The organism is Terrabacter sp. FW104-15G4B (assembly GCF_058790095.1).
On sequence record NZ_JBYTCI010000029.1, the window covers coordinates 17,930 to 43,983 of the forward strand.

At 71.3% G+C, this 26,054-nt stretch carries 27 protein-coding genes and 1 pseudogene; 18 read left to right on the plus strand and 10 right to left on the minus strand.

The annotated features are described in order from the left end of the window. The 4 genes from mreC (at position 1) to AC3WRT_RS17480 (ending at position 4,590) form a co-directional block, all read left to right on the plus strand. Positions 1-837, plus strand: coding sequence for a rod shape-determining protein MreC (gene mreC / locus AC3WRT_RS17465; RefSeq protein WP_492724180.1), 837 nt, complete (start codon positions 1-3; stop codon positions 835-837). After that, positions 834-1,334 (plus strand): rod shape-determining protein MreD, encoded by a 501-nt coding sequence (locus AC3WRT_RS17470; protein WP_492724182.1) that lies wholly within the window; start codon positions 834-836, stop codon positions 1,332-1,334. Before mreC ends, AC3WRT_RS17470 begins: the two co-directional genes overlap by 4 nt. After that, positions 1,331-3,388 carry a penicillin-binding protein 2 gene (gene mrdA, locus AC3WRT_RS17475; protein WP_492724184.1) on the plus strand — a complete coding sequence of 686 codons (2,058 nt, stop codon included), beginning with the start codon at positions 1,331-1,333 and terminating at the stop codon, positions 3,386-3,388. Before AC3WRT_RS17470 ends, mrdA begins: the two co-directional genes overlap by 4 nt. A gap of 65 nt (positions 3,389-3,453) precedes the next feature. Continuing rightward, positions 3,454-4,590, plus strand: a complete 1,137-nt coding sequence (locus AC3WRT_RS17480; protein ID WP_492724187.1) for an FUSC family protein — start codon at positions 3,454-3,456, stop codon at positions 4,588-4,590. 104 nt (positions 4,591-4,694) lie between these two features. On the opposite strand, the gene mctP is transcribed toward AC3WRT_RS17480, so the two are convergent. Together mctP and AC3WRT_RS17490 are read right to left on the minus strand one after the other, a co-directional pair. Then, a complete protein-coding gene (gene mctP / locus AC3WRT_RS17485) occupies positions 4,695-6,365 on the minus strand; it encodes a monocarboxylate uptake permease MctP (RefSeq protein ID WP_492724189.1) in 1,671 nt (556 codons plus the stop codon). Then, positions 6,362-6,661: a DUF3311 domain-containing protein gene (locus tag AC3WRT_RS17490; protein WP_492724190.1), complete on the minus strand. Its 300-nt coding sequence runs from the start codon at positions 6,659-6,661 to the stop codon at positions 6,362-6,364. The genes mctP and AC3WRT_RS17490 overlap by 4 nt, the downstream gene beginning before the upstream one ends. Before the next feature lie 215 nt (positions 6,662-6,876). On the opposite strand from AC3WRT_RS17490, the gene lpdA reads away from it, so the two are divergent. Further along, positions 6,877-8,274 carry a dihydrolipoyl dehydrogenase gene (gene lpdA, locus AC3WRT_RS17495; RefSeq protein WP_492724192.1) on the plus strand — a complete coding sequence of 466 codons (1,398 nt, stop codon included), beginning with the start codon at positions 6,877-6,879 and terminating at the stop codon, positions 8,272-8,274. 130 nt (positions 8,275-8,404) lie between these two features. On the opposite strand, the gene AC3WRT_RS17500 is transcribed toward lpdA, so the two are convergent. Continuing rightward, entirely contained in the window at positions 8,405-8,560 is a 156-nt protein-coding gene (locus tag AC3WRT_RS17500) for a DUF6131 family protein (protein ID WP_185742614.1), read from the minus strand. A 240-nt stretch (positions 8,561-8,800) separates the two neighbouring features. Between AC3WRT_RS17500 and rpsO the strand changes: the two genes are divergently transcribed. Next, a complete protein-coding gene (gene rpsO, locus AC3WRT_RS17505) occupies positions 8,801-9,070 on the plus strand; it encodes a 30S ribosomal protein S15 (RefSeq protein WP_020142650.1) in 270 nt (89 codons plus the stop codon). Between the two features lie 169 nt (positions 9,071-9,239). Then, positions 9,240-11,474, plus strand: coding sequence for a polyribonucleotide nucleotidyltransferase (locus tag AC3WRT_RS17510; RefSeq protein WP_492724194.1), 2,235 nt, complete (start codon positions 9,240-9,242; stop codon positions 11,472-11,474). Positions 11,475-11,623: 149 nt separating this feature from the next. Here the strand turns inward: AC3WRT_RS17510 and AC3WRT_RS17515 are convergent, their stop codons facing one another. The 3 genes from AC3WRT_RS17515 to AC3WRT_RS17525 form a co-directional block, all read right to left on the minus strand. Then, positions 11,624-12,907, minus strand: a complete 1,284-nt coding sequence (locus tag AC3WRT_RS17515; protein ID WP_492724195.1) for a YncE family protein — start codon at positions 12,905-12,907, stop codon at positions 11,624-11,626. Next, complete coding sequence (locus AC3WRT_RS17520; protein ID WP_492724197.1) at positions 12,904-13,758, minus strand: polysaccharide deacetylase family protein; 855 nt, start codon at positions 13,756-13,758, stop codon at positions 12,904-12,906. The genes AC3WRT_RS17515 and AC3WRT_RS17520 overlap by 4 nt, the downstream gene beginning before the upstream one ends. Before the next feature lie 94 nt (positions 13,759-13,852). Beyond that, positions 13,853-15,457 (minus strand): FG-GAP-like repeat-containing protein, encoded by a 1,605-nt coding sequence (locus AC3WRT_RS17525; protein ID WP_492724199.1) that lies wholly within the window; start codon positions 15,455-15,457, stop codon positions 13,853-13,855. Positions 15,458-15,609: 152 nt separating this feature from the next. Here AC3WRT_RS17525 and dapB point away from each other — a divergent pair, with 152 nt between their 5' ends. Both dapB and trhO read left to right on the plus strand, forming a co-directional pair. Further along, complete coding sequence (gene dapB, locus AC3WRT_RS17530; protein WP_492724201.1) at positions 15,610-16,398, plus strand: 4-hydroxy-tetrahydrodipicolinate reductase; 789 nt, start codon at positions 15,610-15,612, stop codon at positions 16,396-16,398. A 28-nt stretch (positions 16,399-16,426) separates the two neighbouring features. Further along, positions 16,427-17,290 (plus strand): oxygen-dependent tRNA uridine(34) hydroxylase TrhO, encoded by an 864-nt coding sequence (gene trhO / locus AC3WRT_RS17535; RefSeq protein ID WP_492724202.1) that lies wholly within the window; start codon positions 16,427-16,429, stop codon positions 17,288-17,290. A gap of 81 nt (positions 17,291-17,371) precedes the next feature. Here the strand turns inward: trhO and AC3WRT_RS17540 are convergent, their stop codons facing one another. From AC3WRT_RS17540 to AC3WRT_RS17555, 4 genes are read right to left on the minus strand one after another with little or no spacing between them, the layout of a single operon-like run. Further along, positions 17,372-17,719, minus strand: a complete 348-nt coding sequence (locus tag AC3WRT_RS17540; RefSeq protein ID WP_492724204.1) for an MmcQ/YjbR family DNA-binding protein — start codon at positions 17,717-17,719, stop codon at positions 17,372-17,374. A 1-nt stretch (position 17,720) separates the two neighbouring features. Continuing rightward, on the minus strand, positions 17,721-18,035 hold the full coding sequence (locus AC3WRT_RS17545) for an AzlD domain-containing protein (RefSeq protein ID WP_492724206.1): 315 nt from the start codon (positions 18,033-18,035) through the stop codon (positions 17,721-17,723). Continuing rightward, positions 18,032-18,721: an AzlC family ABC transporter permease gene (locus AC3WRT_RS17550; RefSeq protein ID WP_492724207.1), complete on the minus strand. Its 690-nt coding sequence runs from the start codon at positions 18,719-18,721 to the stop codon at positions 18,032-18,034. Before AC3WRT_RS17550 ends, AC3WRT_RS17545 begins: the two co-directional genes overlap by 4 nt. Then, positions 18,718-19,374 (minus strand): GNAT family N-acetyltransferase, encoded by a 657-nt coding sequence (locus AC3WRT_RS17555; protein ID WP_492724208.1) that lies wholly within the window; start codon positions 19,372-19,374, stop codon positions 18,718-18,720. Before AC3WRT_RS17555 ends, AC3WRT_RS17550 begins: the two co-directional genes overlap by 4 nt. Before the next feature lie 93 nt (positions 19,375-19,467). Between AC3WRT_RS17555 and paaA the strand changes: the two genes are divergently transcribed. The 9 genes and pseudogenes from paaA to dapA all read left to right on the plus strand — a co-directional run bounded on the left by paaA (position 19,468) and on the right by dapA (position 25,965). Beyond that, positions 19,468-20,526 (plus strand): 1,2-phenylacetyl-CoA epoxidase subunit PaaA, encoded by a 1,059-nt coding sequence (gene paaA / locus AC3WRT_RS17560; RefSeq protein WP_492724210.1) that lies wholly within the window; start codon positions 19,468-19,470, stop codon positions 20,524-20,526. Further along, positions 20,523-20,864, plus strand: a complete 342-nt coding sequence (paaB, locus tag AC3WRT_RS17565; RefSeq protein ID WP_492724211.1) for a 1,2-phenylacetyl-CoA epoxidase subunit PaaB — start codon at positions 20,523-20,525, stop codon at positions 20,862-20,864. Before paaA ends, paaB begins: the two co-directional genes overlap by 4 nt. Next, positions 20,861-21,244, plus strand: a pseudogene (locus tag AC3WRT_RS17570) (1,2-phenylacetyl-CoA epoxidase subunit PaaC); the annotation flags it as partial. The gene paaB and the pseudogene AC3WRT_RS17570, both read left to right, overlap by 4 nt. 91 nt (positions 21,245-21,335) lie before the next feature. Further along, entirely contained in the window at positions 21,336-21,698 is a 363-nt protein-coding gene (locus AC3WRT_RS17575; RefSeq protein ID WP_492724212.1) for a 1,2-phenylacetyl-CoA epoxidase subunit PaaC, read from the plus strand. Between the two features lie 5 nt (positions 21,699-21,703). Further along, positions 21,704-22,204 carry a 1,2-phenylacetyl-CoA epoxidase subunit PaaD gene (gene paaD, locus AC3WRT_RS17580; RefSeq protein WP_492724213.1) on the plus strand — a complete coding sequence of 167 codons (501 nt, stop codon included), beginning with the start codon at positions 21,704-21,706 and terminating at the stop codon, positions 22,202-22,204. Further along, positions 22,205-23,386, plus strand: a complete 1,182-nt coding sequence (gene paaE / locus AC3WRT_RS17585) for a 1,2-phenylacetyl-CoA epoxidase subunit PaaE (RefSeq protein ID WP_492724214.1) — start codon at positions 22,205-22,207, stop codon at positions 23,384-23,386. Between the two features lie 161 nt (positions 23,387-23,547). Continuing rightward, positions 23,548-24,363: a thymidylate synthase gene (locus AC3WRT_RS17590; protein WP_492724216.1), complete on the plus strand. Its 816-nt coding sequence runs from the start codon at positions 23,548-23,550 to the stop codon at positions 24,361-24,363. Between the two features lie 28 nt (positions 24,364-24,391). Next, positions 24,392-24,871, plus strand: coding sequence for a dihydrofolate reductase (locus AC3WRT_RS17595; protein WP_492724217.1), 480 nt, complete (start codon positions 24,392-24,394; stop codon positions 24,869-24,871). A gap of 209 nt (positions 24,872-25,080) precedes the next feature. Beyond that, on the plus strand, positions 25,081-25,965 hold the full coding sequence (gene dapA, locus AC3WRT_RS17600) for a 4-hydroxy-tetrahydrodipicolinate synthase (protein WP_492724219.1): 885 nt from the start codon (positions 25,081-25,083) through the stop codon (positions 25,963-25,965). Positions 25,966-26,054 lie beyond the last annotated feature (89 nt).

Below are 26,054 nucleotides of genomic sequence, written 5' to 3' on the forward strand. Positions count from 1 at the left end.
ATGCAGCCGAACGCCCGCCGCCGTCTCCTCGTCGTCCTCGCCTCGCTGACCCTCGTGCTGCTCGTCTCCGACGTCGCGGGCTCCCCGGTCGCCGACGGTGTCCGGCGCGCCGGCGGCTACGTGCTCGGGCCGGTGCAGCGCGCCCTTTCCGATCCCCCGGGGGACGAGCTCGCCACCCTCCGGGAGGAGAACGTCCGCCTGCGGGCGCTCACCGCCGAGCAGCAGCACCGGCTCGATGAGCTGGCCCGTCTCGACGAGCTGCTCGGCGCGGCGTCCATGAGGGGCCGGGCCGTGGTCGCCGCGCGCGTCGTCGCGACCGACCTCAGCCCCCTCGGCGGTCGCAGCGTGACGCTCGACGTCGGCTCTCGCGACGGGGTCGCCGCCGACTCGACCGTGGTTTCCGCTGATGGACTCGTCGGCAGGGTCGTCGCGGTCACCCCCTGGACCTGCGACGTGCAGGTGCTCGGCAGCGCCGGCTCGGTCGTCGCGGTCCGCACCGGGCCCGCCGGCACGCTGGGCACCGTGTCGGCCCCCGGCCCGGGCGACTCCCAGTCGCGCCCACGGGGCTCCCTGCGCCTGTCGGTGATCCCGCCCGGGGCGCCGGTCGTGGGCGACGTCGTACGCACGCTCGGGAGCGTGGACGAGACGCCGTATGCCGCCGGCATCGTCGTCGGGACCGTGACGGCCGTCGACGAGGCGCAGGGTCGACCGGACGCCGGCGCCACGGTGCGGCCGGCCGTCGACGCAGACTCCATCGACGTGGTCGCCGTCCTCCTGCCGACAGCACGGGCCGCTCCCCGGCCGGTCGTCGCTCCTGCGGCGGCGGCCCGACGATGAGGCCGACGTTGCTGGGGCTGCTGCGCACGGCCTACGTGCTCGTGGGTGCGCTGGTGACCGCGACCCTGCTGCCCCGCCTCGGGGTGCCGCGCGGCTGGGTCCCCGACCTCGTCCTCGTCGGCGTCGTGGCGACCGCCGTGCTGCGCGGGCCGGTGCACGGAGCGCTCGTGGGGCTGCTTGCCGGATGGGTCGTCGAGCTGGTGCCGCCGGTCGGGAGCCCGCTGGGCCTGACCCCGCTCGTCATGCTGGCGGCCGGGCTGGTGGCGGGGCTCTTCCGTCGGACGTCGTCGCGCTCACGCCTGCGCGCCCCCGCGGCTCTGCTTGCCGCGGTGGCCGTCGTGCTGGTGGCGCACGTCGGCGCAGCCGTCGTCGCCGACGGCAGCGTGGACCTCGGCGGGGCGGGCGCCCAGCTGGCGTCCACGGCAGTGGTGGGCGCCCTCCTGCTGCCGGCCCTCATCGCGCTCGACCGGGCCCTGGTGCGACGGAGGCTCGGGTGAGCGGGGCACGGACCCGCCACGGCGGCAGCTGGACCCGTCGGCCGCGAAGAAGCGCCACGGGCCGTCACCGCGTCGGGGTGGTCGGGGTCGTCCTCGTCCTGCTCGTCACGCTCTTCGGGCTGCTGCTCGGGCGGCTCGGGCAGCTGCAGCTCGTCCAGGGTCCGGAGCTGGCGCAAGCCGCCGCCACGGTCAACACCCGCACGGTCACCGAGCAGGCCCTGCGCGGACGGATCCTCGACCACCGGGGAGCGCCGCTCGTCGCCAACAGCTTCGACACCATCGTCACGGTGCAGCGCTCCACGCTCCTCGGGGCCGCTGACGGGGGACGCGCGCTGGTCGGTCGGGTGGCGTCCGCCATCGGGCAGCCCGTCGACCGGCTGTGGGCCAAGACGATGCTCTGCGGCACGGCAGGTGCCCCGGCGGCGCCCGCCTGCTTCAACGGCTCTCCCTACGTCCCGATCCCGGTGGCGACCGGCGTCGACGCACGGCGCGCCCTGAGCCTGCTGGAGCAGCCGGAGAAGTTCCCGGGAGTCGGCGTCACCACCGAGCCGGCCCGCTCCTACCCCCACCCCGACGGCGCCCTCGCCGCCCACCTGCTCGGGTGGGTCGCCCGCGCGGGGGCGGACGACGTGACCGGCAGCGACGGGCGGATCACGGCCGATGACGTCGTCGGCCGGTCCGGCCTGGAGGCGCAGTACGACCCGGTGCTGCGCGGCACGAACGGCAGCACGGTGGTGGCCATCGACCCGCGCGGCATCGTGACGCGCACCGTCGACTCGACGGCGCCGGTGCCCGGCCGGGACGTCGTCACCCACCTCGACGCCCGCCTGCAGGCGCGCACCGAGACCGCCCTCGCGCGCGCCGTCGACAAGGCACGGTCCCTGAAGCTGCCTGCCGACACCGGCGCGGCCGTCGTGCTCGACGTCACGAACGGTGCAGTGGTGGCCGCCGCGAGCTACCCCTCCTACGACCCGGCGCTCTTCACCGGCGGCATCAGCAGTGCGGACCTCGCCAGCCTCACCGACCCCAAGTCGGGGACCCCCTTGCGCTCCCGTCTGACGGCCGACACCTTCCCGCCGGCCTCGACGTTCAAGGTCGTCTCGGTCCCCGCCGCCGTCAACTCCGGGGCGAAGCTGGACGGGACGTACGACTGCTCGCCCGACGTCACGATCGGCGGCCGCCGCTTCCACAACTTCGAGTCGCGCGGCTACGGCCCGATCGACCTGCACAAGGCTCTCGTCGTCTCCTGCGACACCGTCTTCTACCGGCTCTCGTATGCCGCGTGGCTGGAGCAGGGCGGCCTCGCCGCGCCCGTCTCGGCCCCAGACCCCTTCGTCGCCATGGCAAGGGCGTTCGGGCTCGGGCGCCCCACGGGCATCGACGTGCCCGGTGAGGCGGCCGGCCGCGTGCCCGACCGCGCCTGGAAGGAGCAGTACTGGCTCGCGACGAGGGACGAGACGTGCCAGCGCGCCCGCACCGGCTACCCCCAGGTCGCCCGAACGGATCCCGAGCGCGCCGCCTACCTCGCGAAGGTCGCGGGCGAGAACTGCACGGCCGGCTACCAGTACCGCGCCGGGGATGCCGTGAACTTCTCCATCGGCCAGGGCGACACGGCGGTGACGATCCTGCAGATGGCCGGTGTCTACGCCGCCATCGCGAACGGCGGCACGCTGTGGCAGCCGCAGCTGGCCGCCGCCCTGCGCACCCCGGCCGGATCCACCACCCCCATCCCGCCCAGGCGCGTCGCCACGGTGCCCCTGCGACCCGACGTGCTGGCCTACGTCCGCTCGGCCCTGGGCGACGTGACGCGGCCCGGCGGGTCTGCCGGGAGCGCCTTCGCCGGCTTCCCGCAGGAGCGCTACCCGCTCGCCGGCAAGACCGGCACGGGCGAGGTCTTCGGCAAGCAGGCCACGGCATGGTTCGCCGGGTACGGACCCACCACCCGGCCGAGGTATGCCGTCGTGGTCGTCGTCGGGCAGGGCGGCTCGGGCTCGAAGGTGGCAGCCCCTGCCGTGCGCCAGATCTTCGATGCCATCCTTGCCCTGAAGCTCTAGACCGCCGATCCTGCCCGTGCCGGCCCTGCAGGGCGCGCGGTGACACCCGACCGAGAGGCTCGCTCGTGGACGACTACCTGAGGAGCGACGCGCCCGTCGCCGACGCCCTCGACCGGGCCTGGGACCGCAGCCGGCTCAGCGTCCGCACCCGCTTCGACCGGCTCCACTCACGGATGTTCCTGCTCGTGCAGTGCGCCGTGGCGGCCGCGGTGGCCTGGTGGCTGGCGACCGACGTCTTCAAGCACCTGTCGCCCTTCTTCGCGCCGATCGTCGCGGTCGTCTGCCTCGGGATGTCCTACGGCCAGCGGCTGCGCCGGGTGTTCGAGGTCGCCATCGGTGTCGCGGTCGGCGTCTTCACCGCCGACGTCTTCGTCCACGTGGCCGGCAGCGGGCCGTGGCAGATCGGCGTGGTCGTGCTGGCCTCGATGACCCTGGCCTCGTTGCTCGACGGGTCGCGCGTCATCGTGACGCAGTCGGCCGTGCAGAGCATCGTGATCGTCGCGCTCGTGGCCAGCCCGGGACAGGCCTTCCACCGGTGGACCGACGCACTCATCGGCGGCGCCGTCGCGCTCGTCGCCGCGACCGTCGTGCCGCAGGCGCCACTGCGCCGGCCGCGGGTCGCCGCCGCCGAGGCGGTGCGCAAGATCGGGGAGCTGCTGCGCAGGGCGGCCGCGAGCGCGCACGACGGTGACGTCGAGGGCGCGGCCGAGGTGCTGGCCTCGGCGAGGGGCACCGAGTCGCTCCTCACCGAACTGCGGTCGGCGGCCGACGAGGGGCTGTCGGTTCTCACGTCCTCCCCGTTCAAGCGCAGGCACGCCCACGGCGTACGCAAGATGGCAGACCTCGTCGAGCCGCTCGACCGGGCGATGCGCAGCACCCGCGTGCTCGTGCGCAGGGTCACCGTCGCCGTCGGGCGGGGCGAGTCGCTGCCACCCGGCTACGAGGAGCTCCTGCTCGAGCTCGCCTCGGCCACCGACGTCATCGGGCGCGCGCTGTCCGAGAACGCCTCGCCGGAGATCGGTCGCTCGGCGCTGCTGGGCGTCGCCGCATCGACGGGCGAGGTGCCCAGGACGTCGAGCCTTGCGAGCGAGACCGTGCTCGCCCAGGTCCGGTCGACGGTCGTGGACCTGCTCCAGGTCACCGGCCTGGACGTCGACGCCGCCATCGCCGCCCTGCCGCCCGAGCGCGCCAGGGAGTCCTGAGCCGGCGGGTCGCGCCCCGCCGGGAGGTCGCTCCGGAGCACACACGAGGGCCGGACCCGTGCGGACCCGGCCCTCGCGGCATACGTGCTCGAGCTGCGACGCGACTACGCGGAGGGCGTCATCTCGTGCGGCACCGGGGCGAGCTTCTCGACCCGGGGGTCACCGGCGTCGGCGAAGTAGTCGGCCGGGATGGTCTCGTCCTGACCTTCGTCCGCCTTGACGGCGCGGAAGACGAGCGTCAGCAGCGCGGCCACGACGACGTTGAGGGCGAACGCCGTCACGGCGATGTAGCCCAGCTGCCCCACGACCGGCATGTTCGCGATCGAGCCGCCGAAGTGCGGCGTCTGCGGGCTCGCCACGCCGTATGCCGTCCACGTGCCGTAGATCATGCCGACGGCCCAGCCGATGAGCAGGGCACGGCGGTGGAACCAGCGCGTGTAGAGGTAGAACACCACCGATGGGAACGTCTGCAGGATCCAGATGCCACCCAGGAGCTGGAAGTTGATGGCGTTCTGCTTGTCGAGCGCGAGGACGAAGACCAGCGCGAAGGCCTTGACGACCAGCGAGGTGACCTTGCTGACCTTGGCCTCCTGCTGGACGGTCGCCGCGGGATTGATCCACGCCTTGTAGATGTTGCGCGTGAACGTGTTGGCCGCGGCGATCGACATGATCGCGGCGGGCACGAGCGCGCCGATCGCGATCGCGGCGAAGGCGACCCCGGCGAACCAGGACGGGAAGAAGTCCTCGAAGAGCTGCGGCACGACGAGCTGCGGGTTGGGCTTGCCGTTCAGGCCGATGGGCTTGGTGCCGGCCGCGATGGCCACCCAGCCGAGCAGGGCCAGCAGGCCGAGCAGGAACGAGTAGGCGGGCAGGATCGAGGCGTTCTTGCGGATCGTGTTGCGGTTCTTGGCAGAGAGAGTCGCCGTGATCGAGTGGGGGTACATGAACAGCGCCATCGCCGAGCCGAGGGCGAGCGTCGCGTAGGCCCAGTACTGGCCGGCACCCGGGATGAAGACGCCGACGGGCTTGCCCGTCGCGGGGTTCGTCTTGGCCATCTTGCCCTGGGCGGCGTCGAAGACGTGAGCCCAGCCGCCGACCTTCGATGGCAGGTAGATGACGGCGACGATGATGACGATGTAGATCAGGATGTCCTTGACGAACGCGATGAGCGCCGGCGCGCGCAGCCCCGAGGTGTAGGTGTAGAGCGCGAGCACGAGGAAGGCGATGAAGAGCGGCAGGTCGTTGGCCAGCCAGTTGCCGCTGCTACCGACTCCGGCCACCTCGAGAACGGCCTGGATGCCCACGAGCTGCAGCGCGATGTAGGGCATCGTCGCGATGAAGCCGGTGATCGCCACGGCCAACGTGAGGCCGCGCGAGCCGGAGCGGCCCTGGACGAAGTCGGCCGGGGTCACGTAGCCGTGCCGGTGCGACACCGACCACATGCGGGACATGAAGACGAAGATGATGGGGTAGAGGATGATCGTGTACGGCACGGCGAAGAAGCCGCTGACGGCTCCGGCCGAGAACATCGCAGCCGGCACCGCCACGAAGGTGTAGGCCGTGTAGAGGTCGCCGCCGAGCAGGAACCAGGTGATCCACGTGCCGAACGAGCGGCCGCCGAGGCCCCACTCCTCGAGGCTCTCCATGCTGGCCGGGCGCCGCCAGCGCGCGGCCCAGAAGCCGGCCCCGGCGACGACGACGAAGAAGAAGATGAGAACGGCGAGCGCCACGACGTTGACGCCGCTGGTGTCGGCAGCGGGTGCGATGGCGGTCATCGGTTGCCGTCCTGTCGGGGTGCGTCGAGGAAGGAGTCGCCCTCCGGGTTCATCGGCACGTGCGGCCGGGCCTTGAGGACGATGCGGTACGCCGAGTACGTCAGCACCGAGCAGATGATGACCCAGAGGAACTGGTACCAGATGAAGAACGGGAAGCCGCCGAGTCGCGGCTCGTCCTTGGCGTAGGTCCCGACGAGCAGCAGCGCGACGACGGGAATGGCGAGGAGGACGGCGGCCAGGGCCAGCAGGCCCTTGTTCGCCGGTGGCGCCTCGTAGCGGTGCGGAGTGGTGCTCACGCGAGTGACCTCCATTGGTCGGGGCCGGATGCGTCCGGCCGTGCGTCGCGGAAACTTACTCTTGCGCGACGGGAATGTGGGGGTGTGGACCGGCGTTTCGCCGGTGCATCACGATCGTGATGTTGACTTACCCGCGGCCCGCCCCGGTCGACACCCGGCGCAGGGGTCCAAGGGTGTGAACAAAGGGGCGTTTGCGCCCAGATAGGCTGTCGGCCATGGCTGATTTCGATGTCGTTGTGCTCGGTGCCGGTCCCGGTGGCTACGTCGCGGCGATCCGCGCGTCGCAGCTGGGCAAGAAGGTCGCCGTCGTGGAGAAGCAGTACTGGGGCGGCGTCTGCCTCAACGTCGGCTGCATCCCCAGCAAGGCGCTGTTGCGCAACGCGGAGATCGCGCACATCATCACGCACGAGAAGAAGACCTTCGGCATCGAGGGCGACGCCACCATGTCGTACGCGCCGACGCACGCACGCAGCCGTTCGGTGGCCGACGCGAGCGCCAAGGGCGTGCACTACCTGATGAAGAAGAACAAGATCGAGGAGATCGACGGCTGGGGCACCCTCACCTCGGCCACGTCGATGGACGTGGCCCTGAACGACGGCTCGTCGCGCTCGGTCACCTTCGACCACCTCATCATCGCCACCGGTGCGCAGGTCCGGATGCTGCCCGGGATGCAGGTGAGCGACAACGTCGTCACCTACGAGGAGCAGATCCTCGACGCCGACCTGCCCGGCTCGATCGTCATCGGCGGCTCGGGCGCCATCGGCGTCGAGTTCGCCTACGTCATGAAGAACTTCGGCGTCGACGTCACCATCGTCGAGTTCCTCGACCGCATGGTGCCCACCGAGGACCCCGACGTGTCCAAGGAGCTGCTGCGCCAGTACAAGAAGCTCGGCGTCAAGGTCCTGCTGTCCACCGCCGTCAAGAACGTCGAGGACACCGGCTCGGGCGTGCGGGTCACCGTGGCCCCGGCCGCCGGGGGAGAGGAGACCGTCATCGAGGCCGACAAGTTCCTTGCCGCCTTCGGCTTCGCCCCGCGCACCGAGGGCTACGGCCTCGAGACCGTGGGCCTGCAGATGACCGAGCGGGGCGCCATCGCCGTCGACCGACGCGGGCGCAGCAGCGTGCCCAACGTCTTCGCGATCGGCGACGTCACGGCCAAGCTGATGCTGGCCCACACCGCCGAGGCCATGGGCGTCGTCGCCGCCGAGACGATAGCCGAGGCCGAGACGATGGAGCTGAACTTCGACATGATTCCGCGGGCGACCTTCTGCCAGCCGCAGATCGCCTCGTTCGGCTACACCGAGGCCCAGGCGAAGGAGAAGGGCTACGACGTCAAGTCGGCCAGCTTCCCGTTCTCGGCCAACGGCAAGGCGCGCGGCATGGCCGAGGGCGTGGGCTTCGTCAAGATCGTCTCCGACGCCGAGCACAACGAGCTGCTCGGTGCCCACATGATCGGCCCCGAGGTGACCGAGCTGCTTCCGGCGCTGACGCTGGCCCAGCAGTGGGACCTCACCGCCGACGAGGTCGCCCGCAACGTCTTCGCCCACCCGACGCTGAGCGAGGCCGTGAAGGAGGCCATCGAGGGCATCGCGGGGCACATGATCAACCTCTGAGCGACGGCGGCTCGAACGAGGGACTCCTGGGCGGGCCACACGGCATACGCCCGCGTTCCGCGCCCGGACAGCAGAACGCCCCCGCGGTTTCCCGCGGGGGCGTCGTGCTCTTGACGGGTCGTGCGACCGATCAGTACCAGTGCTTCCGGCCACCGATGGCGCGGCCGGTCGCGCCGAGGAGGAAGAGCACAGCGCCGATGACCACGAGAATGATGCCGATCGTGGTCAGGATGCTGATCTTGGCGAAGATGCCAATGAGCAGCAGGATGAGTCCGAGAACGATCATGGTGTCGCTTGTCTCCTTCAAGAGAGGGTTCCCCGAGCATCAAGATTCTTACCCGCCTCGCGCTCTGCCCCAACATCGGGCCGGTCACGAAACGGCCACACCAGCTGCGTGTGCCGATTAGGGCGGGCTCAGGCACGCTGTTAGGCTGGGAGATGCCGTAGACCGGCCGCGGATTCGACAGCGCCCAGGTGGACATGCCCTGGAGCACCGCGCAACGAGATGAGAAGGAGTCGGTCATCCATGCCTTTGGACGCTGACGTGAAGAAGCAGATCATGACCGAGTACGCCACGGTCGAGGGCGACACCGGCTCTCCCGAGGTCCAGATCGCGATGCTGACGCAGCGCATCAAGGACCTGACCGAGCACGCTCGGGCCCACAAGCACGACCACCACAGCCGTCGTGGTCTCCTCCTGCTGGTCGGCCGCCGCAAGCGCATGCTGCGCTACCTCGAGGCGACCGACATCGAGCGCTACCGTTCGCTGATCAAGCGACTCGGCCTGCGTCGATGAGTTCGTGACGAAAGGCGGTCACCGCATCTGCGGAGACCGCCTTTCGTCGTAGGTGCAGGCAGCCGACGCCCGTCGGATGCCGCGCCAGGGCCAGCCGGCCCGAAGAAGAAACCACGCACACAACGACGATGTGCGCGGGCACGCAGAGAAAAAGAAAGCGAGGGCCCACATGGAGGGTCCAGACATCACCTTCGCCGAGGCCGTCATCGACAACGGCAGCTTCGGCACCCGCACCGTCCGGTTCGAGACCGGCCGCCTCGCCCGCCAGGCCGGCGGCGCGGTGACCGCCTACCTCGACGACGACACGATGCTCCTGTCGACGACGTCCGCCGGCAAGCAGCCGAAGGACCAGTTCGACTTCTTCCCGCTGACGGTCGACGTCGAAGAGCGGATGTACGCCATCGGCAAGATCCCCGGCAGCTTCTTCCGCCGTGAGGGCCGCCCGTCCACCGAGGCCATCCTCACCTGCCGCCTCATCGACCGCCCGCTGCGCCCCACCTTCAAGAAGGGTCTGCGCAACGAGGTCCAGGTCATCATCTCGGTGTTCTCGCTGAACCCCGACCACCAGTACGACGTGCTCGCAATCAATGCGGCCAGCGCTTCGACGCAGATCTCCGGCCTGCCCTTCTCCGGCCCCATCGGTGGCGTGCGTGTCTCGCTCATCGACGGCCAGTGGGTCGCCTTCCCGAACTTCTCCGACATCGAGCGCTCGGTCTTCGACATGGTCGTCGCCGGTCGCGTGGTCGGTGACGACGTCGCCATCATGATGGTCGAGGCCGAGTCCACCGAGTCGACGTGGGACCTCGTCAAGAACGAGGGCAAGCAGGCGCCCACCGAGGAGGTCGTGGCCGAGGGCCTCGAGGCCTCCAAGAAGTTCATCAAGCAGCTCTGCGAGGCCCAGGCCCAGCTCGCTGCCGAGGCCGCCAAGCCGGTCCAGGACTTCCCGATCTTCCTCGACTACGAGGACGACGTGTACGCCGCCGTCGAGGCCGCCGTGTCCGACGACACGAGCGCCGCCCTGACGATCGCCGGCAAGCAGGAGCGCGAGGAGCGCCTCGACGAGATCAAGGCCGCCGTCAAGGCGCAGCTCGCCGAGCAGTTCGAGGGGCGCGACAAGGAGGTCTCGGCCGCCTTCCGCGCCGTGCAGAAGAAGCTCATCCGCCAGCGCATCCTGCGCGACAAGGTCCGCATCGACGGCCGTGGCCTCGCCGACATCCGCGCCCTGGGCGCCGAGGTCGAGGTCCTGCCGCGCGTGCACGGCTCTGCGATCTTCGAGCGCGGCGAGACCCAGATCATGGGTGTCACGACGCTCAACATGCTCAAGATGGAGCAGCAGCTCGACACGCTGAGCCCCGTCACGCGCAAGCGCTACATGCACAACTACAACTTCCCGCCCTACAGCACCGGTGAGACCGGCCGCGTCGGTTCCCCGAAGCGCCGCGAGATCGGTCACGGAGCCCTGGCCGAGCGTGCGCTCATGCCGGTCCTGCCGACGCGCGAGGAGTTCCCGTACGCCATCCGCCAGGTGTCCGAGGCCCTCGGCTCCAACGGGTCGACGTCCATGGGTTCGGTCTGTGCCTCGACCCTGTCGCTGCTCAACGCTGGTGTGCCGCTGCGCGCCCCGGTCGCCGGCATCGCGATGGGCCTCGTGTCCGACACCGTCGACGGTGAGACGCAGTACGCCGCGCTCACCGACATCCTCGGTGCCGAGGACGCCTTCGGCGACATGGACTTCAAGGTCGCCGGCACCAAGGAGTTCGTCACGGCCATCCAGCTCGACACGAAGCTCGACGGCATCCCCGCGTCGGTGCTCGCCGGCGCGCTGACCCAGGCTCGCGACGCGCGTCTGCACATCCTCGACGTCATGGCCGAGGCCATCGACGTGCCCGACGAGATGAGCCCGTACGCCCCGCGCATCATCACGGTGAAGGTTCCCGTCGACAAGATCGGTGAGGTCATCGGCCCGAAGGGCAAGATGATCAACCAGATCCAGGACGACACGGGCGCCGACATCTCGATCGAGGACGACGGCACCGTGTTCATCGGTGCGGTCGACGGCCCCTCGGCCGAGGCGGCTCGCGCGGCGATCAACGCCATCGCGAACCCGCAGATGCCCGAGGTCGGCGAGCGCTTCCTGGGCACCGTCGTCAAGACGACGACGTTCGGCGCGTTCGTCTCGCTGCTGCCCGGCAAGGACGGCCTGCTGCACATCTCCGAGGTGCGCAAGCTCGTCGGCGGCAAGCGGATCGACAATGTCGACGACGTCCTCAAGGTGGGCCAGAAGGTGCAGGTCGAGCTCAAGGAGATCGACCCGCGCGGCAAGCTGAGCCTGGCTGCGGTCCTCGCCGAGGGCGCCGCCGAGTCCGGCGACGCCGAGCCGGCCGAGGCACCCGCCGAGGCCTGAGCACTCCGGTGGTCCGCGAGCGGCCCGTCACCTTCTGGGGTGACGGGCCGCTCGTCGTCCACCTGGTGCTGAGCGCGCTGCCGCACCGGTCTGCCGGGTGGTTCAGCCCCGGGCGGCGAATCCTGCGTGCCTGGCGGGCCATGGTCCTGTCAGCGGGTGTTGCCGGTGTGACCGAGCGAGAAGCGGCCCGGCTGTGGCCAGACGAGCAGCCCGTGCGGACCCGCGTCGGTGGGGATCCGCGAGATCAGCCGGCCGTTGCGCGTGTCGATCACGTACACCTCGGCGCTGTACCGGCCGGACAGCCAGAGCTGTGACCCGTCAGCCGTCACGCCGCCCATGTCGGGGGTGGCGTGACCGGGCAGCCTCCAGGTCGTCCGCGGCCGGTCCGTTGTGGCGTCGAAGACGGCGATCGTGCCTGCGTCGCGGTTGGTGACGAAGATGCGGCGTGCGTCGCGCGACGGGTAGATGCCGTGGGCGCCCTTGCCGGTCGGCACGAAGTGGTCGTAGGCGAAGGTCGCCGCATCGATGAACCACACCCCGTTGAGGAGCATGTCGGCCACCATGAACCAGCGACCGTCGGGCGTCAGGCGGACGTCCTGCGGCATCGACGAGGCCCCGTGGGCGAGTCCACGTCGCGGACCCGTCATCGCCATGGGCATGGGTGCTGTCGCACCGGGGGTGTGGATCTCGTTGAGGTCCAGCACTTTTCGGACGCGGGTGGCGCTTGCGTCGACGACGAGGAGGCGGCCGTCGAACTCGCAGCTGGCGACGAAGGCCGTGAGGTCGGCGGTGAAGTCGGCGTGGTTGACGCCGGCGTACTCGGGCACGGGGAGGGACCGGACGCGGCGCAGGCTGCGCGCGTCGAGGACGTCGATGGCGCGGAAGCGTGACGCCATGACGAGGGCGTACCGGCCGTCCGGGGTGAAGTAGAGGTTGTAGGGGTCGCGCACCGGCACCGGCTTCCCGACCCCGCCGGTGCTCGGGTCGATCGGGGTGAGGGCGTTGCCCTTGTCGGAGTTGACCCAGAGCCGGGTGAAGTCCCAGGAGGGCACCACGTGCTCCGGCGAGGCCGGGACGATGATGCGCTTGACGACGCGGCGGCTGGCGGGGTCGATGATCTCGAGCGTCCCGGCCACCTGGTTCGGGACGTACACGAGCCGCTTGGCGTGGACGGCGGCACCGGTGAGGGCGTCGCGACCGGTGTGCGCGTAGGGCGCCTCCGGAACCCGCGCGTTCATCGACCCCGCTGCCCCGTCGGAGGCCCCGGGGGTCGCCGGAGTCGACGGCGTGACGGAGCCGGGCGCGCGGCTGACGTAGGTCTGGGCCTCCGTGCCCGTCTGCGGGTCGGTGCAGGCGCCCAGGGCCGCGAGGGCGAGAACGGCAGCGAGAGTCACCACCAGCCCGCCGCGCCGGCGAGCAGTTGCGCTCGTCATGCGACCAGCCTCGTCGTCGTGACGGCCCGGAGGGCGCGGTCCGAGAGACCGCTGAGAATCGTCGGCAGCGCCTCGATGGTCCCGGAATGCCCGAGGTGCAGGCTGACGATCGACCCGGCGCCCACTGCCGCCAGGGTGCGGGAGGCGACGGCTCGCGCCCCGGGGTCCTGGTAGTCGGCCGGGTCGACGTCGTAGGAGATGCACCGCGCATAGCCGCTGGCCAGGGCGGCCGCACGGATGGTTCGTGTCGAGGTGGGAGTCCCCGACGGGCGGAACAGGTAGGGGCAGGACCCCTCGATGGCGGCGACCGCCTTCGCGCCCCTGGCGATCTCGATCCGGGCAGCCGGGGTCGAGAGTCGCGGGAGCGTCTGATGGGACCACGTGTGGTTGCCCAGGTCGTGGCCGGCGGCCACGATGGCCCTGCCGAGCTCCGGGTGGGCCGAGAGCCAGCTCCCCACGGCGAAGACCGTCACGTGGGCGCCGTGGTCCCCGAGGATCTGGAGCGCGCGCCGCGTTAGGGCTGGGTCGCCCGCTCCGTGGAAGGTCAGCGCCACGGCGGGCACCGAAGACGGACCCTGCCGCACGTCCGCGCCCGGGGTGCGCAGCAGCACGGGCACCGCCCGCGGCTGCCCCGTGCTCGCCGATGGCGCCGATGCCTCGGACCCGGCGGGGGAGGAGGGCGCGGACGTCTGCCCCGACCCCGGCGGACGCCCCACGCCGGCGGTGACCGAGGGCGCTGCTCCCCTGACGTCTGGACTGATCGTGGAGCAGGCAACGACGCCGAGGCCGACGGCGGCCAGGCCGCCACCTACCAGCGCTCGTCGACCGACAACGGGGTCATCTTCCGGCACGCGCACATCATCACCGGAGCTTCTGGAGTTCGTCTGGGACCCCGCGGTGGCCAGGCTGCGCAGGACGCCGACGAGTGGAGGGGCACGGCACTGGTCAGAAGATCGCGTTGACGATGTTCCAGCCGGTGCTGACCAGGACGCGTGGGCTCCAGCCGCCCGCGGCGATGCGCGGGTAGAGCCAGAGCCGCCCGGAGGTGTCGCGGGCCAGCACGTCGGGCACGCGGTCACCGTCGAGGTCGCCGGGGCTCATGATCGCGGTCATGGCGTTCCATCCACTGCCGGCCTGGACGCGGGTGCCCAGGGTGCCGGAGCCCGTGCCGGGCATGAGCCAGAGGATGCCGGTGGACGGCTCGCGCGCCAGCAGGTCCGGTCGCCCGTCGCCATTGAGGTCACCGGGACCGAGGAGGACGTTGTAGCGGTTCCAGCCGGTGCCGAGGCTCGTCCGGGGCTTCCAGCCTCCGCTGCCGTTCCCGGGGTAGAGGTAGAGCTGACCGGTCGTTCTCACGCGGGCCACGAGGTCCATCCGGCCGTCGCCGGTGAGGTCACCGATCCCGACGATCGCATTCATCACCTGCCAGCCGGTGCCGACGCGCACGCGCGGGAGGCGCCAACCGCCTGCCCCGTTGCCCTTGTACATCCAGAGGTCGCCCGTCGCCGCCTCGCGGGCGAGCACGTCCTGCGCGCCGTCACCGCTGAGGTCGCCGGGCGTCTCGAGGGTCGCCATGCCGCCCCAGCCCGTGCCGATCTGGGTGCCCAGCGACAGGCTTCCCGTGCCGGTGCCCGAGTAGAGCTTGAGCGCGCCACCGACGGTCCAGCGAGCCAGCACGTCGTTGTTCCAGTTGCCGTTGAAGTCTCCGGTGCTGTTGGAAAGGGAAGCGGCAGGCATCGGCAGTGACGTGAACGCGTAGGTGCCGCAGGTGCGGTCGTAGTCCCACTTCGAGTCCCACCACTGCGCGAGGTAGACCTTGCCTCCCGAGAAGCTCGGCTGCGAGCAGCGGTCCAAGGCCTCGGTGGGGTAGTCGAGGGTGCCCGCGGTGGCCCAGACGGGAACCCCGGGCAGCCACCACGAGCCGGTGATCGACCGCCAGCCCGAGGAGTTCGAGTAGACGCCGTACGCGTAGCCGGACGCCCGCAGTCCCCGCATGATTCCTTCGACCACGTACCGGTTCTCCAGGCGCTGCACGGTCGTGGACGTGGGCCAGGGTTGCCTCCTCGGCTCCGTGTCGCGTGGCTCGACGTCGATCCACACCACCGGCGGGCGCCAGCCGACCTTCGCCAGGGATGCGACGGCATACCGGGCCTCGGCGTAGCCGACGTTGGAGAGGCGTGCGGCCCGCGTGGTCGACCGCCAGGGACCGCTCGAGCCGTAGGCCGCCTGCTGCTCCGAGGTGGGGAAGGCCGCCATGGTGTACGCCTGGGCCGGCTTCGCATGCTCACGGACCCAAGTGACCTGGCTCGCGAGACAGGGGTTTTCGGTGAACGGCAGGCCGTTCGTCAGCCCGATGACGAGAAACTGCGTCGACGTCGTCGGGAACGAGGACGGGCACTGCGGCCACGAGATGTCGTTGCCGAAGAGGACGGCGGCCTGCGCGTTCGGCGCGACCGCGAGCCCGATGGCCAGCCCGATGGCCGCCACGGGGATCAGGGCCAGGCGACGAAGCCGGGCCAGGACACTGACGGCGCGTGGGCGGACGGGCATGCGGACCACTTCCTCGAGTCCCCCTCAGTGTGCGTCGCGCAGGAGCCTCCCAACGGGGCTTTGAGACGCAGCAGTCCCCGAATGCCATATGCCGTATGCCGTGTCCTGGACCGCGGGCAGGCGACCGCGGCGCACCTCGTTAGGCTGGCTCGGTGAGCGACACGACAGGCCGGCCTTCCCGCGACATCCGCGTCGCCGTCATCGGTGCGAGCGGTCGGATGGGCTCCGAGGCGGTGCTGGCCGTCGGGGCAGCGACCGGCCTCACCCTGGTCGGAGCCTACGGCTCGGCCGACGACCTCGGCGACCTCGGCGGGGCCGAGGTGGCGGTGGAGCTGACCGTACCGGACGCCTCCCCGGCCAACGTCTCCCACTGCGTCCAGCGTGGCGTGCACGTCGTCGTCGGCACCACGGGATGGGACGACTCGCGCCTGGAGACCTTGAGAGGCCAGCTGGCCGAGGCGCCTCCTGCCTCCTCCGGAGCCGGCGTCGGGGTTCTCATCGCCCCCAACTTCGCCATCGGCGCACTGCTGATGATGTCCTTTGCCGCGAAGGCCGCCCCCTTCTTCGAGTCGGTCGAGGTGATCGAGCTGCACCACCCGGCCAAGGTGGACGCGCCCTCGGGCACCGCTGCCCGCACTGCCGCGATGATGTGCCGGGCCCGGGCAGAGGCCGGCTGCGCCGCGGTGCCCGACGCGACGACCCACGACCCGCACGGTGCCCGCGGTGCCCGGCTGGACGGCATACCCGTGCACTCCGTGCGGCTGCGAGGGCTCACCGCCCACCAGGAGGTCCTGCTCGGCAACGCGGGGGAGCTGCTGACCGTGCGCCACGACTCCTTCGACCGAAGCAGCTTCATGCCCGGGGTCATCGCAGCGGTGCGCGCCGTCGCAGACAACCCCGGGCTCACCGTCGGGCTCGAGCACTACCTCGGCATCGCCTGACCGGCGCCCGCCTCGAGACGAAGCTGCCATGGCCATCCCCAAGGTCGTCCTCTTCTACGCCTTCCGGCCGCTCGCCGACCCCGAGGCGCTGCGCCTCTGGCAGCGCGATCTCTGCGAAGGGCTCGGGCTGCGCGGGCGGATCCTGCTGTCCCGTCAGGGGATCAACGCAACGGTCGGCGGCGACGTGACGGTGCTCAAGACATACGTCCGCAAGACGCGGGAGTACGCGTCCTTCCGCGACATCGACGTGAAGTGGAGTGACGGTTCGAGGCTGGACGGCGAGGGGCGCAGCCTCGACTTCCCGCGGCTGGTCGTGAAGCTGCGCGACGAGATCGTGTCGTTCGGGGTGCCCGACGAGGTCCTCGTCGACGGGCAAGGCGTCGTCGGGGGCGGCACGCGCCTGCGCCCGGACGAGCTCGACGCGCTCGTCGCGAAGCGTGGCGACGACGTCGTGCTCTTCGACGGACGCAATGCCGTCGAGGCGCAGGTCGGCCGCTTCCGCGGCGCGGTCCTGCCCGACATCCGACACACGAGCGACTTCGTCCGCGAGCTCGACGAAGGCCGTTGGGACGCGCTCAAGGGCAGGCCGGTCGTGACCTACTGCACGGGCGGGATCCGGTGCGAGGTGCTGACGAGCCTGATGCGCTCGCGCGGCTTCGAGGAGGTCTACCAGCTCGACGGGGGCATCGTCCGCTACGGCGAGGAGCGAGGTGACCGAGGGCTCTGGGAGGGGCACCTCTACGTCTTCGACGAGCGCATGGCCGTGGGGTTCAGCGACGACGCCGTGCACCTCGCAGCCTGCCACGTCTGCGGCACGCCGACGAGCCGGATGCACAACCGCGAGGACCTGCCCGGCCGCCCGCTCCAGCCGGTCTGCGACGGCCACGCCTGAGCCCGGTGGCCGGCCCCCACGACACATCACGTGGGCTGCCGCGGGCTGGACCATGCACGGACCCGGATGTGCATTCGGAGTTCAGGTGTCGCCGGGGTCGCGCATGCGCCACGCGTCGGTGACGAGCTCCTCCAGGCGAGGGGGATCGACGAGCTCGAGGCGCAGCATGACGAGGGGCAGCCCGTCGTAGGCCGGCGTCGTGAAGAAGAGGTCCGGCTCGCCGAGCACGAGGGCCTGCTTCTCGGCCTCGTCGCCGACGTAGAGCACCGCGATGTCGGTCCGGATGACACGCCGGCGCCCGGGGATGCGCTCCGGCCAGGACCAGACGAAGCCCTTGCCGCCGACGCGGAAGTCGAAGCCCTCGCTCTCGACCTCCTCGACCCCTGTCAGGCCGAGGGCCAGGCGTCGCACGTCGTCGGCATCGGCCATGTCAGGCCCAGCCGAGCGCCCGCAGGGCGGCCGCGGTGGCGGCGCCCAGCACGACGACGACGATGAACGGGGCCCGCAGGAGCAGGGCGACGACCGCGACGCCGACTGCCACGACGCGCGCGTCGAGCACCAGGGACCCGCCCGGACCGGTGAAGGTCTGCGTCGCCACCAGCGCCGCGAGCAGGGCGATGGGCAGGGCGGCGGTGATGCGGCGCACTCGTGGGCCGGTGAGCAGGTGCGCCGGGACGATATGGCCGGCGAGTTTCAGCCCGAAGGCGATCGCGGCCGCGACGAGGATGGCCGTCCACTCGCTCATGGCTGCTCCCGCCTCGGGCCGCGCCACGCGAGGAGGGAGACGGCCGCAGCCGCCACCACGGGTATGCCGGGTGGCATCGTCGGCGACAGCGCCACCGCCACGACCGCGCCGACCACCGCGATGGCGACCGCGTCGCGGTCGCGCAGGCGCGGCCAGAGCAGCGCCGTGAAGGCGGCGCACGCCGCCGCGTCGAGGCCGTAGGTCCGCGGGTCGCCGACGAGATCGCCGATCAGGGCGCCGGCGAGTGTCGCGAGGTTCCAGAGGACGAAGACGCTGAGGCCGGTCAGCCAGAAGCCGAGCCGGGAGGTCGGCTCGTCCTGCTGCGCCACGGACACGGCCGTCGACTCGTCGATGGTGAGGTGGGCGGCCGCGACTCGCCGCACCCCGCGGACCTCGAGCACCTGGGTCAGCTCGAGCGCGTAGAGGCCGTTGCGGATGCCGAGCATCGAGGAGGCCGCGATGGCTGCCGGGGCCGCGTGGAGGCCGTTGGCCAGGATGCCGACGAATGCGAACTGCGAGCCGCCCGTGAACATCAGCAGCGAGAGCGCCATCGCCTGCCAGAGGTCCAGGCCGGCCGCCACGGCGAGCGCCCCGAAGCTGATGCCGTAGGCGCCCGTGGCGAGACCGACCGACACGCCCTGGCGCACCACCGCGCGACGGGCCACCGGGTCGACGGGTGCGGTCACACCGCCCCCGAGCCGGCACCCCGTGCCTCGCCCGAGGTGTCCTCCGCGGCGTCGAGGACGCCGGCCGACAGGCGGACCTCATGCGCCGTACGGCCGTCGTCGGAGACGACCCGTTCGCGGTGCGCGCCGTCGGCCTCCAGCCCGGCGGCGGCGAGGAAGCTGCGCGTCGAGTCGGCGTCGGCGAGCACCCAGGCGGTCAGGGCCGCGGCTCCCCGGCCGCGAGCCGTGTCGACGGCGGCGTTGAGCAGGCGGGAGCCGTGGCCCTGGCGGCGCGCGTCCGGGTGCACCCCGAGGACGAGCAGCTCGGCCGCGTCCTCGCCGTCGGGGTCGGGGGAGGGGCCGACGGCTGCGAACCCGACGACCTGCTCGCCGGCGCACGCCACGAGCAGCAGGTGGTCGGGCGAGGGGGCGTCGCCGAGGGAGGCGCGCCAGGCGTTCGTGAAGGGTCGCGGGTCGAACTGCGCCACGACCTCGTCGGGTAGCACACCGGCGTACGCCTCTCGCCACACGACGGCCTGGACGAGACCCACGGCGGGGGCGTCAGACGCCCGCGCGATGCGGACGCTGGCGTCGGCGACCGGGCCGCGCTCGTGGGCGTGGTCGTGGGTGTGCGCATGGTCGTGCGCGTGGGGCGTCTGCTCGTCGGGGGCCACCCGGGCATCCTCTCAGGCGGCCCCCCTCTGGTTTCCGGCCACACCCCACCCCGGCTTTTGGACGCCCCCGCTCCCATCTCGCATACTGGACTCATGTATGGCAACGACGTCATCGACCCGAACGAACCGCTCAACGCGGCCGAGACCGACGCGTACGACGCGGCGGCGGAGCACGACGACCAGCGGGACACGGTCGGCGACGACTTCGACGCCCTCATCGCGGCCGACCAGCGCATCGAGCCGCGCGACGCGATGCCCGACACCTACCGCGAGACGCTGATCCGCCAGATCGCCCAGCACGCGCACTCCGAGATCATCGGCATGCAGCCCGAGGGCAACTGGATCACACGCGCCCCGTCGCTGCGCCGCAAGGCCATCCTCATCGCCAAGGTGCAGGACGAGGCAGGCCACGGGCTCTACCTCTACTCGGCGGCGGAGACGCTCGGCATCGACCGGCAGGAGCTGCTCGACCGGCTGCACGACGGCAAGCAGAAGTACTCCTCGATCTTCAACTACCCGACCCTGACGTGGGCCGACTGCGGCGCCATCGGCTGGCTCGTTGACGGCGCGGCGATCATGAACCAGGTCCCCCTCTGCCGCTGCTCGTACGGCCCGTACGCCCGCGCCATGGTCCGTGTGTGCAAGGAGGAGAGCTTCCACCAGCGGCAGGGCTTCGAGATCCTCTGGAAGCTCATGCGGGGCACGGAGGCCCAGCAGGCCATGGCCCAGGACGCGGCCAACCGGTGGTGGTGGCCGGCGCTCGCGATGTTCGGGCCGCCCGACACCGGTGACGCCGCCGCCAAGGGTGGGCACACCGAGCAGTCGATGGCGTGGGGCATCAAGCGCTTCAGCAACGACGACCTGCGCCAGAAGTTCGTCGACATGATGGTGCCACAGGCCGAGAAGCTCGGCATCGTGCTGCCCGATCCCGACCTGCGCTGGAACGAGGAGCGCGGGCACTACGACTTCGGCGAGATCGACTGGGACGAGTTCTGGCAGGTGCTACGTGGCGACGGCCCGTGCAACGCCGAGCGGATCGAGCACCGCCGCCGGGCCCACGACGAGGGCGCCTGGGTGCGCGAGGCCGCCAACGCATACGCCGCCAAGCATGCACGGACCGCCCACTCGACCGCTCAGGAGAGTGCCGCGTGAGCGAACCGACCCCCCCGTCCGGCGAGGCGGTGGTGGCGCCTGCCGCTGCCCAGGTCGAGCGCAGCTGGCCGCTCTGGGAGGTCTTCGTCCGCGGCAAGCGTGGCCTCTCGCACGTGCACGTCGGCTCGCTGCACGCTCCCGACGCCGAGCTGGCGCTTCGCAACGCTCGGGACCTCTACACCCGCCGCCAGGAGGGCGTCTCGATCTGGGTCGTCCGGGCCGACGACGTGACGGCGAGCAGCCCGTCCGAGAAGGACTCGTTCTTCGACCCGGCCGGCGACAAGATCTACCGGCACCCGACGTTCTACGACGTGCCCGAGGATGTCGAGTACCTGTGACGACCCCATCCAGCTCTCCGCCGCGCTCCGACACCCCGCGTGAACCCCTGCCCGGCGCTGCCGAGAACACCGGCGCCGCGGACGCCGAACCGTACGCCGGCTACGTCCTCGGCCTGGCCGACGACGCCATGGTCTACGCGCAGCGCCTCGGCGAGTGGATGACCAACGCCCCCCAGATCGAGGAGGACATGGCGCTCGGCAACGTGGCCCTCGACCTGCTCGGCCAGGCCCGCGCGCTCTACCCCTACATCGGCTCCATCGACGGCACCAGTCGCGGCGAGGACGACTACGCCATGCAGCGCGACGAGCGCGAGTGGCGCAACCTCCACCTCGTCGAGCAGGAACGCGGCGACTTCGGTGACGAGATGGCCCGGCTGCTGTGGTTCTCGGCCTACCAGGTCGAGCTGCACACGGCGCTCGCCGCTTCGGGCGACGACGTCGTCCGGGGTCGCGGGCAAGGCCATCAAGGAGGTGCGCTACCACCTCGACCACGCATCGCTGTGGGTCGTGCGTCTCGGCGACGGCACGGAGGACTCCTCCCGCCGGATGCAAGCGGCCCTGACCCGCGTGACCCCCTACGTCGCAGAGCTCTTCGACGACGACGAGGCATCGGTGGTCGCCGCCGAGCTCGGTGTCGGAGTGCTGCCCTCGACCCTGCGAGACGCGGTCATGGCACGGGTGGCGCGCGTCGTCGAGCAGGCGACGCTCACGATGCCTGAGGGATCCCGTTGGCGCTCCCGCGGCGGTCGCGCGGGCATCCACTCGCGGCCGATGGGCTACCTCCTCGCGGAGATGCAGCACATCGCACGGTCCCACCCCGGCGCGACGTGGTGAGTGTCGTGGACACGGAATCGGCTCTCGCAGAGGCGATCTCGCGCATCCCGGATCCCGAGGTGCCCGTCATCAGCATCGCCGACCTCGGCATCCTCCGCGCCGTCGAGGTCGACGCGCGGGCCCACACCGTCACGGTGACCATCACCCCCACCTACAGCGGGTGCCCCGCCATGGAGGCCATCGCGTCACGCATCTCCTTCGAGGCCGACCGGCAGGGGTATGCCGCCGACGTGCGCACGCAGCTGTCGCCGGCCTGGACGACCGACTGGATGAGCGACGAGGGGCGAGCAGCCTTGCAGCGCTTCGGGATCGCTCCGCCGGGCCCGGCGTCGGCAGGGGAGCCGCGCGGCCCGGTGGCCGTGAGCCTGAGCCGCCATGTGGTCGCCTGCCCGCGCTGCGCCTCCACCGACACGACCGAGATCGCCCACTTCGGCTCGACCGCCTGCAAGGCCCTGCGCCGCTGCAACGCCTGCCTCGAGCCCTTCGACGAGTTCAAGGCCATCTGAATGACCAACCTCACCACTCCGGCCGCTGCCGAGCCGACCACGGCTGCAGAGCCCACGGCCGCCGCGGCCTCCGACGTGACCGCCTCCGGCGCGCGGCACCGCGCCCGGTTCCACCCGCTGACCGTGGCCTCGGTCGAGCGGCTCACCGAGGACGCCGTGGCCGTCACCTTGGAGGTGCCCGAAGATCTCGTCGAGGAGTTCCTCTTCGAGCCGGGCCAGCACCTCACGCTGCGCGCGACGATCGGCGGCGAGGACGTGCGCCAGTCCTACTCGATCTGCCAGTCACGCCGGGCAGACCCCACCGGCCGCCGCCTGCGCGTCGCGGCGGCCCGCGTGCCGGAGGGCCGGATGTCGACCTGGCTCAACGACGTCGTGACCCCCGGCGTCGTCGTGGACGTCATGACCCCCCAGGGGTCCTTCACCTGCCTGGCCCAGCCCGACGGCATACGCCATCACGTGGCCATCGCGGCCGGCTCCGGCATCACGCCCGTGCTCTCACTGCTGACCACCGCGCTCGAGGAGGAGCCGGGCTCGCGCGCGACGCTGCTCTTCGGCAACCGCCGCACGAGCTCGATCATGTTCCTCGAGGAGCTCGAGGACCTCAAGAACCGCTTCCCGGGGCGCTTCCACCTCGTCAACGTGCTGTCGCGGGAGGCCCAGGACGTCGAGCTGTTCCACGGCCGGCTCGACCGAGAGCGGCTCGAAGCGATCTTCGGCTCGTTGCTGCCGGTCGGGTCGGTCGACGAGTGGTATCTCTGCGGACCGTTCGGCATGGTGACCGAGGCCGAGGCGTTGCTGACCGGGCGTGGCGTCGACGCTCGCCACATCCACCACGAGATCTTCCACGTCGACGACGGCACGGCGCCCAAGCGCAAGGTCGTCGTCGACGCCGGGGCCCCGCCCGAGGCGACCGTCACCGTCAACCTCGACGGGCGCACCACCGTGATCCCGATGCCGAGCCGTGAGGAGAGCATCCTCGACGCGACGCTGCGGGCCCGGCCCGATGCGCCCTACTCGTGCACGGGCGGCGTCTGCGGCACTTGCCGGGCCCGGCTCGTGTCGGGCGAGGTGCGGATGGACCGCAACTACGCGCTGGAGCCCGAGGAGGTGGCGGCCGGCATCGTCCTGGCCTGCCAGAGCCACCCCGTGACCGACACGGTCGGCCTCGACTACGACGCCTGACCCGCCTCACCCCTCAACACACCGAGTAGGTCGCAACACACCCTGATCCGGTCCCGGTGTGTTGCGACCTGCTCGGTGTGTTGGCTGCGACGCGGGACGGGACCGAGGCGCGGCGGGCGGCCTACGGCGGCTGGTCGATGGGCCGGGCTAGGCTGCGGTCCGTGCGGCAGTACCTCGACCTCCTCGACCACGTCCTGACCCACGGTCAGGAGAAGTCCGACCGGACGGGCACGGGAACCCTCAGCGTGTTCGGCCACCAGATGCGCTTCGACCTCGCCGACGGCTTCCCGGCCACGACGACCAAGAAGCTGCACCTGCGCTCGATCATCGGCGAGCTGCTCTGGTTTCTGCGTGGCGACACCAACGTGCGCTGGCTCCAGGATCGTGGCATCTCCATCTGGGACGAGTGGGCCGACCCCGCCACAGGCGACCTCGGCCCCATCTACGGCTACCAGTGGCGCTCCTGGCCGACGCCCGACGGCCGCCACGTCGACCAGATCGCCAAGGTCATCGACCAGATCCGCACCAACCCCGACAGCCGCCGCCTCATCGTCTCGGCGTGGAACGTCGCCGACGTCGACGACATGGCGCTGCCACCGTGCCACACGATGTTCCAGTTCTACGTCTCGCCGCCCGGGCCCGCCGGCCGCCGGCGCCTCTCGTGCCAGCTCTACCAGCGCAGCGCCGACATCTTCCTCGGCGTGCCCTTCAACATCGCCAGCTACGCCCTGCTGACCCAGATGGTGGCGCAGCTGACCGACCTCGATCCCGGCGACTTCGTGCACACCCTTGGCGACGCGCACCTCTACCTCAACCACCTCGATCAGGCCCGCCTGCAGCTGACCCGCACCCCGCACCCCCTGCCGACGATGCGGATCACCCCCGGCAAGACGGCGATCGACGACTTCGACCTCCACGACTTCGAGCTGGTCGACTACGTCGCGGAGCCCAGCATCAGGGCTCCCATCGCGGTGTGAGCCGCGCGCATCTGCGAGCCTTGCTGCCATGAGCGAGGTCAGCGACAACGTCACGATGATCGTCGCCGTCGGCCGCAACAGGGTCATCGGCGACGGGCTGACGATGCCGTGGCACCTCGCCGAGGACCTCAAGTTCTTCAAGCGCACCACGATGGGCCACCCGATGGTCATGGGCCGGCGCACGTTCGACTCCATGGGGGTCCTGCCCGGGCGCCGGAGCATCGTGGTGACCAGGCAACCCGACTGGAGCGCGCCCGGCGTCGAGGTGGCCCACTCGCTCCCGGCGGCGCTCGAGCTGGTCGCCGACTGCGACGAGGTCTTCGTCGTTGGTGGGGGAGAGGTCTACCGACAGGCCATGTCGTATGCCGTCCGACTCCTCGTCACCGAGGTCGCCCAGTCCCCGGAGGGCTCGGTCACCTTCCCCGAGATCGACCCGGAGATCTGGACCGAGACGGCCCGCGAGCAGCACCCGGGGTTCGCGTGGGTCACCTACGAACGGCGCGCCTGAGCGGCATACGCAATCGTGGAAAAATAGGTCATGCGCGGATGTAACGCCCGGTGGCAAGCGGCGATGTAGGGGGTGGCGAGGCACTACCCGGACCCCCGAGCGAGTAGTGCCTCGCCTCTGTCGTCCAGCCGTTCTCGATCCCAGACGGCTGCGCGCCGTGGCATGGGCGCGGCGAGGTGCGGCAGCACCAGGGCGCTAACCTTGGGCCCATGGCTCACTCTCCCGCCCTCGGACGTGTCCTCTCGGCGATGGTGACGCCCATGCGGACCGACGGCTCCATCGACCTGGACGCCGCGCAGCGCGTCGCCGCGCACCTCGTCGACGCCGGTCACGACGGCCTCGTCGTCTCGGGCACCACCGGGGAGTCGCCCACGACGTCGGCCGACGAGAAGGACGAGCTGCTGCGCGCGGTCATCGAGGCCGTCGGCGACCGCTGCGTCGTCATCGCCGGGGCCGGCAGCAACGACACCGCCAAGAGCGTCGAGTCGGTGCGCGTCGCCCAGAAGGCCGGCGCCGACGCCGTGCTCGCGGTCACCCCGTACTACAACAAGCCACCGCAGGCCGGGCTCGTCGCCCACTTCACGGCGCTGGCCGACGCGAGCGACCTGCCGGTCATGGTCTACGACATCCCGGGCCGCTCGGGCATCGCCATCGCGCGCGAGACCTACCTGCGCATCGCCCAGCACGAGCGCGTCACCGCCGTGAAGGACGCCCGCGGGGACCTCTGGTTCGCCAGCGAGATGATGCAGGCGACCGGCCTCGACTGGTACTCCGGCGACGACGCCATGAACCTCGCCCACTTCGGCAACGGCGCCGTCGGCTTCGTCGGCGTGACCTCGCAGGTGGCCCCGACGGCATACCGCGAGATGGCGGATGCCGTGGTCGCCGGGCGTTGGGACGACGCCCGAGCGGTGCACCGACGGCTCGCGCCGCTGGTGAACGCGGTCATGAACGTCACCCAGGGGGCCATCATGGCCAAGGCCGGCCTGGCCGTGCAGGGCCTCATCGAGTCGCCGGCCGTGCGCCTGCCGCTCGTGCCCGCGGACGAGGAGCAGACCGCCCTCCTGCGCGCGGCGATCGCGGCGGTCGGATGACCGACGCCCACGACCTCAGACCGGTGCCCCCGACGGCCCGGCGGCACCACCGAACGACAGGACACCTGTGAGCCATCCCCACCCCGAGC

Excerpts from the sequence above, each read along its gene's own strand:
- paaA (WP_492724210.1), top strand. The coding sequence starts at position 19,468 with ATGTATGGCAACGACGTCATCGACCCGAACGAACCGCTCAACGCGGCC.
- AC3WRT_RS17540 (WP_492724204.1), bottom strand. The coding sequence starts at position 17,719 with ATGGCCGATGCCGACGACGTGCGACGCCTGGCCCTCGGCCTGACAGGG.
- dapA (WP_492724219.1), top strand. The coding sequence starts at position 25,081 with ATGGCTCACTCTCCCGCCCTCGGACGTGTCCTCTCGGCGATGGTGACG.
- mreC (WP_492724180.1), top strand. The coding sequence starts at position 1 with ATGCAGCCGAACGCCCGCCGCCGTCTCCTCGTCGTCCTCGCCTCGCTG.
- rpsO (WP_020142650.1), top strand. The coding sequence starts at position 8,801 with ATGCCTTTGGACGCTGACGTGAAGAAGCAGATCATGACCGAGTACGCC.
- mctP (WP_492724189.1), bottom strand. The coding sequence starts at position 6,365 with ATGACCGCCATCGCACCCGCTGCCGACACCAGCGGCGTCAACGTCGTG.
- AC3WRT_RS17470 (WP_492724182.1), top strand. The coding sequence starts at position 834 with ATGAGGCCGACGTTGCTGGGGCTGCTGCGCACGGCCTACGTGCTCGTG.
- lpdA (WP_492724192.1), top strand. The coding sequence starts at position 6,877 with ATGGCTGATTTCGATGTCGTTGTGCTCGGTGCCGGTCCCGGTGGCTAC.
- AC3WRT_RS17545 (WP_492724206.1), bottom strand. The coding sequence starts at position 18,035 with ATGAGCGAGTGGACGGCCATCCTCGTCGCGGCCGCGATCGCCTTCGGG.
- AC3WRT_RS17500 (WP_185742614.1), bottom strand. The coding sequence starts at position 8,560 with ATGATCGTTCTCGGACTCATCCTGCTGCTCATTGGCATCTTCGCCAAG.
- AC3WRT_RS17525 (WP_492724199.1), bottom strand. The coding sequence starts at position 15,457 with ATGCCCGTCCGCCCACGCGCCGTCAGTGTCCTGGCCCGGCTTCGTCGC.
- AC3WRT_RS17510 (WP_492724194.1), top strand. The coding sequence starts at position 9,240 with ATGGAGGGTCCAGACATCACCTTCGCCGAGGCCGTCATCGACAACGGC.
- AC3WRT_RS17595 (WP_492724217.1), top strand. The coding sequence starts at position 24,392 with ATGAGCGAGGTCAGCGACAACGTCACGATGATCGTCGCCGTCGGCCGC.
- paaE (WP_492724214.1), top strand. The coding sequence starts at position 22,205 with ATGACCAACCTCACCACTCCGGCCGCTGCCGAGCCGACCACGGCTGCA.
- trhO (WP_492724202.1), top strand. The coding sequence starts at position 16,427 with ATGGCCATCCCCAAGGTCGTCCTCTTCTACGCCTTCCGGCCGCTCGCC.
- AC3WRT_RS17515 (WP_492724195.1), bottom strand. The coding sequence starts at position 12,907 with ATGACGAGCGCAACTGCTCGCCGGCGCGGCGGGCTGGTGGTGACTCTC.